The 12,817-nt window shown below is 29.4% G+C and carries 13 protein-coding genes; all 13 read right to left on the bottom strand.

The genetic code is table 11. The features are described from left to right. Positions 1 to 25: 25 nt before the first annotated feature. The 13 genes from AC3IF2_RS00825 to AC3IF2_RS00765 all read right to left on the bottom strand — a co-directional run bounded on the left by AC3IF2_RS00825 (position 26) and on the right by AC3IF2_RS00765 (position 12,813). On the bottom strand, positions 26 to 388 hold the full coding sequence (locus tag AC3IF2_RS00825; protein ID WP_489165110.1) for a hypothetical protein: 363 nt from the start codon (positions 386 to 388) through the stop codon (positions 26 to 28). Positions 389 to 689: 301 nt separating this feature from the next. Beyond that, positions 690 to 1,631 (bottom strand): helix-turn-helix domain-containing protein, encoded by a 942-nt coding sequence (locus tag AC3IF2_RS00820; RefSeq protein WP_489165109.1) that lies wholly within the window; start codon positions 1,629 to 1,631, stop codon positions 690 to 692. Between the two features lie 34 nt (positions 1,632 to 1,665). Next, a complete protein-coding gene (locus tag AC3IF2_RS00815; protein ID WP_489165108.1) occupies positions 1,666 to 2,211 on the bottom strand; it encodes a GNAT family N-acetyltransferase in 546 nt (181 codons plus the stop codon). 76 nt (positions 2,212 to 2,287) lie between these two features. Continuing rightward, a complete protein-coding gene (locus AC3IF2_RS00810) occupies positions 2,288 to 3,415 on the bottom strand; it encodes a type II secretion system F family protein (protein ID WP_489165107.1) in 1,128 nt (375 codons plus the stop codon). Then, positions 3,405 to 3,881, bottom strand: coding sequence for a PulJ/GspJ family protein (locus tag AC3IF2_RS00805; protein ID WP_489165106.1), 477 nt, complete (start codon positions 3,879 to 3,881; stop codon positions 3,405 to 3,407). Before AC3IF2_RS00805 ends, AC3IF2_RS00810 begins: the two co-directional genes overlap by 11 nt. Continuing rightward, entirely contained in the window at positions 3,865 to 4,212 is a 348-nt protein-coding gene (locus tag AC3IF2_RS00800; RefSeq protein ID WP_489165105.1) for a hypothetical protein, read from the bottom strand. The genes AC3IF2_RS00805 and AC3IF2_RS00800 overlap by 17 nt, the downstream gene beginning before the upstream one ends. Continuing rightward, complete coding sequence (locus AC3IF2_RS00795) at positions 4,197 to 5,465, bottom strand: hypothetical protein (RefSeq protein ID WP_489165104.1); 1,269 nt, start codon at positions 5,463 to 5,465, stop codon at positions 4,197 to 4,199. Before AC3IF2_RS00795 ends, AC3IF2_RS00800 begins: the two co-directional genes overlap by 16 nt. A gap of 16 nt (positions 5,466 to 5,481) precedes the next feature. Continuing rightward, positions 5,482 to 5,946, bottom strand: coding sequence for a hypothetical protein (locus AC3IF2_RS00790; RefSeq protein ID WP_489165103.1), 465 nt, complete (start codon positions 5,944 to 5,946; stop codon positions 5,482 to 5,484). A 6-nt stretch (positions 5,947 to 5,952) separates the two neighbouring features. Next, the gene (locus AC3IF2_RS00785; RefSeq protein ID WP_489165102.1) at positions 5,953 to 6,318 is read right to left on the bottom strand and encodes a hypothetical protein; all 366 of its coding nucleotides are present in this window, start codon (positions 6,316 to 6,318) and stop codon (positions 5,953 to 5,955) included. Positions 6,319 to 6,373: 55 nt separating this feature from the next. Then, positions 6,374 to 7,084, bottom strand: a complete 711-nt coding sequence (locus AC3IF2_RS00780; RefSeq protein WP_489165101.1) for an IS1 family transposase — start codon at positions 7,082 to 7,084, stop codon at positions 6,374 to 6,376. Positions 7,085 to 7,542: 458 nt separating this feature from the next. Then, complete coding sequence (locus tag AC3IF2_RS00775; protein WP_489165100.1) at positions 7,543 to 8,457, bottom strand: hypothetical protein; 915 nt, start codon at positions 8,455 to 8,457, stop codon at positions 7,543 to 7,545. 6 nt (positions 8,458 to 8,463) lie between these two features. Beyond that, entirely contained in the window at positions 8,464 to 8,928 is a 465-nt protein-coding gene (locus AC3IF2_RS00770) for a hypothetical protein (protein WP_489165099.1), read from the bottom strand. 3 nt (positions 8,929 to 8,931) lie between these two features. Beyond that, on the bottom strand, positions 8,932 to 12,813 hold the full coding sequence (locus tag AC3IF2_RS00765) for a DUF6443 domain-containing protein (RefSeq protein WP_489165098.1): 3,882 nt from the start codon (positions 12,811 to 12,813) through the stop codon (positions 8,932 to 8,934). Between the last annotated feature and the right edge of the window lie 4 nt (positions 12,814 to 12,817).

The following is a 12,817-nucleotide window of genomic DNA, read 5'->3' as shown; positions in this document are numbered from 1 at the left end:
GAAAAATTATTAATATTTTGAGTGCCTATCCACTCTCTCTCAAACGATTCTCACACTCAATGATCTTAGCTAAACCTAGGCTTGCAATTTTGGCTAAATCGTTTACGTTTTCAGCCTTATTTAGTTTAAAAAGTATTACTGAAAACTCATCATCTGAATTAAAGTATCGCTTTCTCTTTCTCAATTTACTCAAAGCTTTGGCTAAATAATTTTTTAACTTTTGGAAACGATAACGATACGTGATAGATTTACGATCTTCAAACTCTAACTTTACCAATTGAAGATATAATTCTGAATCAGCTCCGTATTTTCTTCCTTTTTCACAATTAAATGCTCTACGTATTAAAACTTCGTAATTTCTCCCCTTACGAAAATATTCTTCCGTCATTCATTTAGTTTTAAATTAATACTAAAATGAAATGCTACGAAGTGAAAAAGGGGGAGAATATTTTCACTGAAATACCAGAAAAACTATATACAAACTAAAAAGTATTTTAAGTTATACTAATTAATAAGTGTAAATAGAAAAATAAAATTATTTAAATGAGTTATATAAAGGAGAGAAGAAAATGAACTCATACTCTTAAAAAAGGTAATTCTATCTCATAGCAATTTTTAAATTTTCATTAAGCCAAATATGAAAAATTAAAAGGTAATCTTTTAAAAAATAGTACGTATTTTAATACGTATTAATCATTTTTACTCTTATCGTTAAAGATATCTATAAAAGATTCTTTATTCTTAACATTAACTTTTTTGAAAATATTAGACGCATGTTTACCAACCGTTTTTTCTGTTATAAAAATTACGTCTGCAATTTCTTTATACTTATACCCTTTTAATACTAAGCTCGCTATTTCTATTTCTTTATTAGTAAGGTTATAGTTGATAAAAAATTCTGAAATAGTATCCTTTTCTAATTCTTTCTTATACCTAATAAGAAGTTGGTGTTCCATTCTATCCTGAAAAATTGAATTTTTAACATAAGTAGCAGCCATCCAAAAAAAACCAAAATTTACCAATGGTTGTTCTATGATTTGATAATCACCGATGAAAACCATAATTGGCAACGCAAAAAATGACAACAACCCTATATGCGAGGCCAATATTCTAGATTTAAAATGTGATTTAATTTCGTCGCCTAACGATACTCCATCATACTTATTAAGGAGTTCTATAAAAGTTCTCAGTACATATGCAATACTTAATAATAATGGAAGTACCATAAATACTATTCTCGAAAAGTTTAAATCGTTAGTAACATAGTATGGTAATGCAAATGCAAAAATTAGTAGAAAGAGCAATAGCCCTGCTAAAAATTTTAAATCATAATATTTATATGGCACTATATGAAACTCTTTATAGATGTAATACAAAAAATATAAGGCTAATATAACACCAGCTAGGTATGCTATAACATTTTGTAATATAAGATTGATGTTAATCTGTGAATCAGGCAAAACGCCTGAAAAAAAATTATACTGTAGAAATACAATAGTAAAAAGTAAAAATCGTAATCTCGACTTATCTTGAGGTTTAGTTAAATAATGAATAAACTGATAAAACAAAATTAAAATTTGGCATACAATAATCACAAATGTTATCCAATGCATTTCTGTTCCAAAAACCATATTTTCAATTTTTCTTTTCCATTACATATAGTGTTTAGCCCAGATTAGAAACTTTACCTATTTCAATAAAACCAAATTCTTTATAGAAAGGAATATTTTTTAATGTCGAAGTCTCTAAATAAATAGATTTTTTAGACAACTTGTAATAGTTTAAAACCTGCTTTAGTAATTCACTCCCTATACCTTCGCCTTGAAAATCAGGGTCTACCCCTATAAACCAAAGATGGATAAATGGTTCTTTAGGATGATACTTTTTTAGCTCGTTCTCTCTCTTTAGTACTTGTCTAAGTTTTCTTAGTCCAATGGATTTAACGAAAAGTCTAATATCCCACTTCAATGATTGAAGAGTAGTTTCTTTTTTGTCTGAATATAATAGCAAACAACAAGCTTTTTTATCTTCAGATAAGAAAACGTTACCGAAATGAGTAGCATAATAAAAGGAATAATCCATTAAAAAGCGAATACGGTCTTCTCTTTTACTATCTTGTTTTACAACAAAATTGATGGATTGATTATTGTTAAATGATTTTAAAAGAATATCAATAACAATACCTTTATCAGCTAAGGTTGCTTTAAGCATAATGTAACAGTAAGAAACTCCTATATGACTATAAAGGTTAGGAAAAATTGAAAAAATAACAAATTTATTTCGACTTCTATCCCAAAACTGAACTCAGCGTGAACATTGGCAAGTACATAGCAATCAAAATAACAGCCACTAGAGCTCCTAAGAAAATGATAATCACTGGTTCTAGAACTGTACTTAGCATTTTAGACTTATATTGTATTTCTTCATTATACTGAGATGTTAATCGCTCAAATATGAATTCATTTTGATTTGTCTCTTCTGCAACTTTTATAAGAGAAATCATTTTTCTATCAAATACGTCATGCTTTTTTAAACTTTCACTCAAATTTTTACCTCTTAAAATATCATCTTCGACATCATAAAGGGCATTTTGAAGTGGATAAAAATCAATCATCTTCTTAGTGAGCTGGACACTGTTTAATACTGGTACCTTGGCTGAAGTCAATAGTGCAACAGCTTGGGTAAATTGACCCACATACATTTTGCGTAATAATTCACCTACAAATGGAATTTTAAGTAGAAATCTAGAACTAAAACTCTTATACCATATTTTTTTTGATACCAGTTTTCTAAGAATGAAAAGTATTACCATAAATAAAGTTAAAAGCCAGAAATATTGTTGAAAGATCGCTGAACTTTTTATAATCATTTTAGTAAGCCAAGGCAGCTCAACCTGATTTTGGTTAAAAATGTCTGCAAACATGGGTACTACATACCGCAACATAAATAAAACCGCTAATAAAGCAGTAATTAGCACCACAATAGGATAAGATAGTGCACTAAGTACTGTTCTTTTTTGCTCATTTCTTCTTTTAAAAAATAATCCTAGCTCCTTCGTTACCTTTTGTAATGTCCCCGTTTCTTCACCTATTTTTAATGAGTAATACTCATATTCTGTAAAGTCTTTGTTCTTTTTAATACTATCAGAAAAACTACTACCTATTAAAATTGCATCTATGATACCTTGAAATAATTGTTTCTCTTTTTTCTTTTTTTGTTCGTTAGCAATTAATGATAGAGCTTCTTTTAAACTAATCCCTGCATTTAAAAGCACACTCAATTCTGTATAAAAAGCTTCTTTCTTTTTATTAGTAAATGATTTACCAAAAGATATCTCTGTTTTTAAAAGTTTATCAAGATCAAAACTTTTAGACGTACTAATTTGCTCTTGTATGTTCTCTAAATTAAATGCCATTTGTATTCATATAAAAAGATGCATCCTTATTTTTTGAAATAAATAATTTTTTCCCAGGAAATTGTTTTGATAATTGTAATTCGACCGCATCAATTGATTTTCTGTCAACTTTATTTCCATCTAAATAAAAATTACTTTTAAAAATATATACACCTAATGTATCTTGATTTCTTATTACCTGTGTCTGGGTAAATCTATAAACAACAGTGTCCTTTATGGAAAACCCTATTAACTCATTAGTATAATTATTGTAAAACAAGTTATATCTATTGAAATCTTGCAGCAAAGTCCTTTCTAATAAGCGTACTTCTGTATTACTTACATAAGTGTTCTTTATAGTATTCATCTGTTTCTGAACCAAATTCAAAACTGTTAATGATAAACCAACCACTATACTAGAAATGATAAGCACAACTAGCATTTCTGAAATAGTAAATGCTTTTATTTTTTTATTGAAGGGTTTCATTTATCAATTCTCTGGTTATTGTTCTATTGGTTTGTGCGTTTTTTGCTTGCAAAAAAGCCCGATTCTCTTTTTGCCTACTAATTGAAAACTCCCATTCCCCCAAGTCATCTTGATATTTATCTGTAATTTTTTGATGTTGATACAGGTATTGAATTTTATTTAGTTCTGCTTCTATTGCTCTACTGTTATTTTTAATAGTTGATTTAAAAACATTGTTTAATGACAAAGAAGCTATCGCAAAAATTATAATAATAAGTATAGAAGCTATCAACACTTCTACCATAGTAGATCCTTTTATTTTCTTTGAAATATGTTTTAATAATACACCCATTTTGCCACGTTTCGTTTTGAGTCTTTAAAGCCTAAGCCCACATATTGTTCAGGTAATTCTGAATTTAAAATTTGTCCATTATAAATATGATTCATATATGTTGAACCATATTGATTTGTAATAAAAGCTCTGGTATAAACACTGCCTTTTACAGTTCCTTTTAGTTCAATATTTTGATTGCAATAAACTTCTCCTAAAATTTCAGCATTTTCTGCAATTACAATTTGTGGTTTATAGTTTCCTTCGATATTCTCTGATAAAAAAGCTATTATTCCTTTTATTATTGATTTTTCTCCCATCATTATTTGATTGAAATTTTCTCTATTTTGATTATGAGTTATAATTGATTCTTTCTTTTCTAAAAGAACTAGTGCTGTTGGGTAATTTAATTTTACATCTTTACCAACTATTAATTTTTCATGAGCAAAAGCTTGAAAACTGCCTATTACTTTATCCTTTATTTCTATTTCTGGCGCTATTAAAATAACATCATTTAATTTCGCTGATTTATGGATTGTTATTTTGGTGGTTGATTGAATAATAACATTTCCAGTAATATTTATTGATCTCAAATCAAGCGGATATGTAACACTTAGTGTTAAAGCGGGTTTGCTAAATGCGTTTATAATTTTTAGGTTTTCTTGTAATTCTAAAAAGTTAGTATCAGATTGAGCTAGAATAGAATCTTTAAATTGCTGTAACTTTTCTAGGGTGTGTGATTTTATTAATTGAGCATTACTCTTAAGGATATTGCCAAATATCAACTTATTATTTATATAAGAATGCCCAGCGATTGAACCTTGCTTCACGCCTTGTTCAGGTAGAAAAGTAGTACCCTCTATTTTGGTAGTTCCAACAACTACTAAAGGTTGATTCATATCCTGCAGATAGAGTGCTGGTTTTTCTTTTTGATTGCCCCCTATAAATGCTGTTTTGGTTACTTCTTCTTTTCCTTTTTTAGTGGTAATTGAAAGTACATCAAAGACACCCCATTGTTTTTTTCTAAAACTAGTGGAAATTCCATTTTCAGTTAAGGGCTCTTTTAAATCTAGATTAGATTCACTTTTTAGTTTTTGAAACGTGAAATCATTGTGTGATACAACTTCTGCAAAAACAACATTTTTTAATTTCAGTTTTTGATTTACAAAAGTTAACCCTATAAAAGTAAAAACTAATAAAGCAATCACTACAGAAATAAAAATGACGTATTGTAATGCCCCCGCTTTTAATTTTATGTCAAAGAGTTTTGTCATGTTGTTTGTTGTTAAATCACTTAGCTATCTGAAATATCTGTTGTTGCCCTTGAAACTTCAATGAAACTGATTTTGAAGTTCCACTAATTAACTTGATTTCGTTTTGCATTTGATTTTTCTTAAAAAAATACTGCTTCCCATCAATACTAATAATGAACACTTGGTTAGTAGTACCAGATACAACTCCTTTATATACTATTTGAGGAAATGGCTTTTTCGGTTGGGGCTTTGCTTTTATTTTAAGCTTGTTTTTAGTTTTTTTAACCGTTGCTGTAGTTCCCAGAAATGGGTCTCTATAATCTAAATTAACGATAAATGGTTTAGACTCTTTAAACTCATTTGGTTTAAATACTACTTGAGAAGTTGTTAGATTATTACTGGTATTATTGGGTTGTACTGTTGAAAAAATGCGGTAACCTAACAATCCCCAAATGATTAAAACAGCTGGTAGTAAAAAATAAATGTTCTTTTTGTTCTTCATACCCTACTATTTTTCTACAGTAAAACCATTTGTTGTAAAAGATGTTGAAAAAGCGCTATTTAACGCTCTTACACGCCATTCGTAACTGCCAGACTTTAAAGAATCAATTGAAAAAGAGGTAGTTGGAATTAGAGTATCTAATTGTACTTGCGTAGTACTACCAAAGTTAGGGCTTGCAATCTGTAGCTTATAATTACTTGCACCTACTACACTCTGCCAGTTATAATTTATTTGTTCACCTGTTTTAAGTGCTGTATTTTCGATAGGTGCAACAGCAATAACCACATTGTTTGAAATATTTTCTTCATTAATAATTTCTTCACAAGCAAGCACAAAAAACACCCATAGAAAAATGAATATAAATTTTTTCATTTTTATAAGATTTAAATTCTAAAAAATATGGGTAAAGATTAGGTAATTAATAAATTTAGCAACAGGTTAAATTTACTGAAAAATCTTGAGTTTTACTAAAATAATTTGCATTAAAAGCAATGAAATAAATCTTTAGAATTGCCTTTAAAACTTTGTTGCTTTTAGAACTACAAATTGTCTTTCTAGAACATCTTTTTAAATGAGTTCTAATACTTAAATGAAACCTTTCTATTGTATTGGTCTGGTAATTTCTTGTACTGTGAATTTGCTTAGGTATTAAACTTTGATATGTTTTTAATTTATCAGTATAAATACGTTTAGGCTTTAGGCTAAGTACATTATGAATCATTGAGTGTAAATTATTTGCTGTTTTATTACCAATACTAAAACCAATTACTTTCTTGGTTCTTCTGTTAATAATATAAGAAATAGCGTAACGATCATATCCTTTCATTTTTACATTCATTTCATCTGCCTCATAAACCTGATCATACTCATAGATCACTGGCCAACGAAAGTCTTTAGCAATTTTTAGTATTCTATCTAATACAGTGGTTTTTGAAATAGATAGAATTCTAGAAATATCTCTTATACCGCAACTATTTACCAACAGTTTTACAATCTTAGTATTTGTTTTTGGCAGATATGCTTTATAGCTGTATTCTTTCTGTTGATGTAAACCACAGTTGTTACAATAATACCTTTGACGATCATTGTACTGAAAACCATTTTTAATACATCTATTATTGCACCTTTTACAGTTCATTGTTTTAAAAATTAAACAACAAATAAACTAAATGAGACAATTAGTGAAGAGCTCATTTAATTTGAGCGTACTTTTTAAAAATAAATGGCTTTATTTTTCTAATGAATAGCTTAGATTTCGCAACCACTATTCTGTACCAGCTACTTTTGACAAAGCTTAAATAAAGTACCTTAAGAAACTTTTAACTAAGCAAGCATGGATAAATTTTAGACGAAAAACAAAAAGTAAAATTTATAAATTGCTTATTGTTAACGTTTTAGATTATAAAAATTAATTAACCCCTAATTTAGCCCAGTACCAACATAATGATTCACAATTACTTTTTATCAAATAACCAAAATAACAACAAGCACTTCAAAAAAGTACAGTATCAAAAAACAAGTGAAAAAATAGTATTTCTATTATTGAATAAAAAAAACAGCAATCGGTGAAGATTGCTGTTGAGAGTTTAGACAAATTTAAATCTCTTTAATATAATGCTTTTCTAAGTAATTTAAAATTATTGTATCATTACTATCAAACAACTTAATGTCTTTTGTAAAAATTATTTTTCTGGGTAAACAATTCTTTAGATCAAAAAAGATTATTGTAGAAAGCTTAACGTCAGTTTTTTTATCTAAATAAAAAGAATCTGCGTTTTTATTTTGAAAAATGCCTCTATTTAAATTTTTGAAAAACTTCAATGAACTTTCATTATCATAACTTGTATTATGATGATAAACAAAACTCATTGTTTCTTTATCAACATCTGTAAAAAAATAATGTTCATTTGTATTTAAAGTATCTTTAATAATACCCAAATCAATAAGGTCAATATCATTAAATTTATCTCCCTGTCTTTTATATTGAAATCCTATAATTTGATGTAACATATTAATTGGAGGTAAAAAATATGATTCAACAACTTGATCTGAAGTTAATACTTTTTTAAGGTTTCTTTCAATATTGTTGTTATAATGCTCATTAAAAAAAGAGTTTATTGAATTGTGCCAAAAAGTTTTAACTTCTTCAATATTCTCATACTCCACAATTTCACCATAGTTATCAGTTTTATAAATTAAAGATTTTAACATCTCTATTTTATCAGGTTTTAAGCCTTTTTTTAATGGTGACCATTTTATTTTATATTCTTTTTTGTCGGAAGAAAGAACTTCAAACTTTGCTAAATAATTTATTGAATCTATTTTTCTTAATTCTTCAGCTCCGTAAGGTAATGAATATTTACTCTTAGAATAGCTAAATTTTTTGGTTAATCCTTTCTTCCAAAAAGGGGTAACATTTATCGTTGAATCAGAAATAAAATTGTAAGAACTTTGAGCAAAACAATTAAAATAAAATGCAGCCGTAATAAAAAGAAGAAAAGTTTTTTTCATAACATCTTAACTTGTTTTTCTTCTAAAATAGAAAAAGAAACCTCCTGTGTTATAAATAAGCTCATCACCATTTTTTACAAAATCAAAAGATGCAGTTTCATTGTTTACTTCTGATTTTGGGCATATAAATGAATATAAAATAGTTTCATTATCGCTTATACCCATTGCTTTATAATCAACTTTAAATGTGTCAAAATAATCTTCAGATGATATCCTCTTTTCATTGAACTGACATCCTTTTGCTGTTTCGTTAAATACGGAAATATGACCGCTAGCATCAATTCTAACCTCTTTTCCAACGAATTTGTCAGCTTCCTTTGTTGTTAACTCAGTAATAAACCCTGCTTTATGCTTATAAACATACCAATTTCCATAAATTGATTTTTCTTTATTACTTTCTTTCATTGACGAACATGCTATTACGACTAGCATCAAAATCATAAATGAAACTTTATTTAATATTTTAATCATTTTCTAATTGTTATTATATTCTCCAGTAGTATAAATTTTCGCTTCAGCTTTTCTCCTTTTAGTTAAACCCTTTAATTCCTTTCCTCCAGCTTTATTCCATCTAACAAACTGCTTTGTTATTTCTTGACTTGTGGCATTACCTGAATTAACTTTCTTTAATAGTGTGGATTTCTTAAATGCTCCACCACCAACGTTAAAAACAAAAGCAGATAGTGCATCAAACTCATTTTGAGATAATTTTTCAGTAACATTAGATTTAATAGCTGACTCAGAGACTCTACTGATATCTTTTTTTAGAAGTTCTGTAGCTTCATCTTTTGTTATTCCGTCTCCGTATTCTCCCTCTTTATCTTCTTTTGTTATTTTACCCTTATGCAATAGGTGTCCATACCCAATCGTAGCATGACCAGCTGCATCATTATATAACTCGCTTTCAAATCCTTCAAAACTTTTAATAAAGTCGACTCCCTTATCACTTGTAGATAATTCGCTTACATCTTTCTTTTCTGATTTCTCTTCACTATCTGGTTCTTCCTTAGCTGATGGCATGGTAAAAGAACTGAGGTCTATACCTTTCAACCAATCTGGTTTTTCATATTCAATAGGTAAAATTACACTTTCAGGTCCTTCGGGTGCCATCCCATCAGGATCAATAAAATACACAGGATTATCAAACGCATAATTATACGGCGAATGTCTACGCATTTGCTCTGCCAATGGATCTAAATTCATCCATCTACCTAAAGCAGGATCATAATTACGAGCTGTAATATCATACCAGTTTAAATCTAATTCTTCCTGCAGTTCATTACCCCCAAATTTCCATCTCTGTGCCACACTATTCCCACCAGCACCAACAACTGTATTATACCCTTTATGTTTTAAGCCAAAAGGATAGTAGTTGTTCTCTTCTATAATTTCAGAAGAACTCATTGTGCCGCTACCATCAGCATCATTATAACTTAAGCGTACATTACCTAAATGATCTTTGTATTGGTGTATATATTTAAAAGAACTTCCGCTTGGGGTTATATACCCTTCTGGGTGATTAAAAAACTGCAGATTACCATTTTCATACACATAATTACCTGCGTAATCTGTAGTAGTACTGCCAACTGTTTTTTGTAATTTACCTCCTAAAGCATCGTAAACATACGAAATATTTTGACCATCTATAGTAACCTGTGTTGGTAAATTTAGATGGTTATATGTAATACCATTAGCTGAGATGCCCTTATTTAAATCTTGGGTCATATTGCCATTAGCGTCATAGCCAAATTCTATTGAGTTATAAGCACCATTTTTAAAACCATAGGTCGTATTTCCTCCAGATACTTCTTGTACATTTTGTAACTTATTACTATTTGGATAATAATTATAATCTAAGTTATCCATTATCCCAAAATGCGAACTATAAAGTCTATTGGGATTAGCAACTTTATGCCCTAAACGTTTTAAAGTTTGTAGGTTACCATTTTTATCATAGCTTATTGTATTTACACTATATCTATTTAGATTATCTGTAGCATTGGTGATTCTATTTAATGCGTCGTATTGAAATTTATACCAGTGTAGACTATTATCATCTACATTATTGGTACGCCATTCAATTTCTGAGATGTTACCATTATAAAGCTCTGTAGCTCCATGATCTACATCATCATAATTTATTTTTAATGCAAATAAATCTGTACCTAAACTAGCGGTATTATTAATTTTAGTCAACCAACCTCTAACATTGTACTTATAATCTACTTTTTGTAAGCCTTTAGTATTATCTACTATTTTTAGATCTTTTATCTGTTTATTGGTATAATAAATAGATGCATCTCCGTATAAAGTACCTGTTGAAGATATTGTAGAAGTATAAAAAACCTCGCCATTCTTTTTATAGTTTACTGTACTACCTATACGCTCCACTTTAAAAACATCGTTTGTAGTAAATGACCCAAAATTACCTTTATAACTTCCAGATTCATAGACATAAACTGTGCTACTCCCTGTATTATAAATAGCATACCTTATCGAATTATAATGAGCATTACTATTGGTATTTGACAAACCAACCATCAATCTTGCGTTTGTAGAAGTAACTTGATACTCTATGTAACCGTCTCCAGAGAAATTACCTTTGGTTGCCAAGCCACCACTTCCCCAACCATTACCAGCTGTTTTGGTAATTATATCATTGCTTACCGAAACCCCTACAATATCTTTATACCCATCTTGAGTACCATTGTCTACTAATTTACTTTCTAATTGACCAAGATCGTCATAATTATTTTTTGCTAATCGTCTAGATACAGCATTGCTTATATCTTGTGTTTGAACTAACAATCTACCAGCATGATCATACTCAAATCGATCAATAGTGACTATATCTGCTTTGCCCGTTTTCTTATGAGTTGTCTTGGTTTCTAATACTCTACCGTCAAAACCTAATTTATTCTCTACTATATCTATAGTATTTAAATATTCATTATTGGTATAAACATAAATTGGTTGTGCTTTGTCATCATAATAAGTTACTGTAATAATCCACTTTGTTGGTGAAACATCTAAAACTCTGGTTTTTGATACCGTAGCTAATCCTTTAACATTTGAACTACTTGTTAAACCGTAATATGTTGTAACTGTATTTGATAATCCTGTAGGTAATACATCAGTATAGGTATCGTAATAATTTATTGTATGTAATTCTTCGGAACCCCCACCAGGATAGGTTTGATTATAGTCATAATAAACACTAACTCCATTCACATTATATGCTGAACTTTGCCGTGTATTAGTGTTTTTTGGGTAACTGCTCGCTATCCAACTTTGAACAGCATTTCTTGTCGCATTATCCCAACTCTTACCAGTCATTACAACTCGTCCAAAAGCATCATATTTGGTAAACAACCATTCATTATTTTGCGATTGCTTAACATCTTGAGTTACTACCGGCCTGTCTAGTTTATCATAAACTATATTTTCCCAACCTTTACCGGGTATCTTTTTTTCTACTAACCTGTTTCTATCATCATATCTATACTGATAACATAATTCTGACATCTCTGTACTTGAGATGCTACTATCATGTATAACTTTAGGTGGTAACACATAAGTTAAATTACCATAATCATCATAGACATAATAGGTGTCATGGGCACCACTATTATAAGTTCTTTTTAATACAACTCTACCTTGCTTATCTTTAAACTCTTCGGTTGTTCTATCTGTACCACTTACCCAATTTTCATCCTTAGTGATCATTTTATACAATTCACCTACTCCATAATTTAATGAACCTCCATTTAAAGTTGGTGTATAGATTTTATTTGTACTTGAATATACTAAACCAACTGAATACTTCTTTACATCTGAACTTGTATTAGTTTTATAGTCAAACTTTATGGTATGGTCTGAATTGCTACTCTTATTTAATAACCAAGTGCCGCCAGGTGCTGCTTGCTCAATTATTCTGTTTAAAGGTGAGTTCTCAAAATGTTTCTCTGAATATGGATTTGAAGTATTACCATACTTAGCAATATTATAAAAACTATTGGTAGCACTTAAGCCATTGGTTCTATAAGCGCCACCATTACTCGTTGCCGTATAAGGCAAATAGTCTTTAGCCTGTCTACCCAAAACATCATACTCTATAAAATTAATGATGTCTTGTGATTGGCCTCCGGCTTTTACACCAACCATTTGTATAGGCCTTCCTAAGCCATCTAAATATTGTATTGAAGAAATCTTCTCTATATCTGTAGCATTTTGCTCTTGACCTTTTACATAACCTTTTTGATAAGTAGTCGTTAGAATATAATTTTGATTTTGACTCGGTGTCTGAGCGATTGCAAATAAAGGCAAGGCTATTAAAATGTATAGTAACTTTCTCATGGCT

The sequence above is a fragment of the Maritimimonas rapanae genome, from assembly GCF_057837205.1.
This window is presented reverse-complemented; position numbering and strand designations above follow the sequence as displayed.

Bases quoted from the DNA above. Each gene is read 5' to 3' on its own strand.
- AC3IF2_RS00825 (WP_489165110.1), bottom strand. From the start codon at position 388: ATGACGGAAGAATATTTTCGTAAGGGGAGAAATTACGAAGTTTTAATA.
- AC3IF2_RS00790 (WP_489165103.1), bottom strand. From the start codon at position 5,946: ATGAAGAACAAAAAGAACATTTATTTTTTACTACCAGCTGTTTTAATC.
- AC3IF2_RS00800 (WP_489165105.1), bottom strand. From the start codon at position 4,212: ATGGGTGTATTATTAAAACATATTTCAAAGAAAATAAAAGGATCTACT.
- AC3IF2_RS00765 (WP_489165098.1), bottom strand. From the start codon at position 12,813: ATGAGAAAGTTACTATACATTTTAATAGCCTTGCCTTTATTTGCAATC.
- AC3IF2_RS00770 (WP_489165099.1), bottom strand. From the start codon at position 8,928: ATGATTAAAATATTAAATAAAGTTTCATTTATGATTTTGATGCTAGTC.
- AC3IF2_RS00805 (WP_489165106.1), bottom strand. From the start codon at position 3,881: ATGAAACCCTTCAATAAAAAAATAAAAGCATTTACTATTTCAGAAATG.
- AC3IF2_RS00785 (WP_489165102.1), bottom strand. From the start codon at position 6,318: ATGAAAAAATTTATATTCATTTTTCTATGGGTGTTTTTTGTGCTTGCT.
- AC3IF2_RS00795 (WP_489165104.1), bottom strand. From the start codon at position 5,465: ATGACAAAACTCTTTGACATAAAATTAAAAGCGGGGGCATTACAATAC.
- AC3IF2_RS00780 (WP_489165101.1), bottom strand. From the start codon at position 7,084: ATGAACTGTAAAAGGTGCAATAATAGATGTATTAAAAATGGTTTTCAG.
- AC3IF2_RS00815 (WP_489165108.1), bottom strand. From the start codon at position 2,211: ATGCTTAAAGCAACCTTAGCTGATAAAGGTATTGTTATTGATATTCTT.
- AC3IF2_RS00820 (WP_489165109.1), bottom strand. From the start codon at position 1,631: ATGGTTTTTGGAACAGAAATGCATTGGATAACATTTGTGATTATTGTA.
- AC3IF2_RS00775 (WP_489165100.1), bottom strand. From the start codon at position 8,457: ATGAAAAAAACTTTTCTTCTTTTTATTACGGCTGCATTTTATTTTAAT.
- AC3IF2_RS00810 (WP_489165107.1), bottom strand. From the start codon at position 3,415: ATGGCATTTAATTTAGAGAACATACAAGAGCAAATTAGTACGTCTAAA.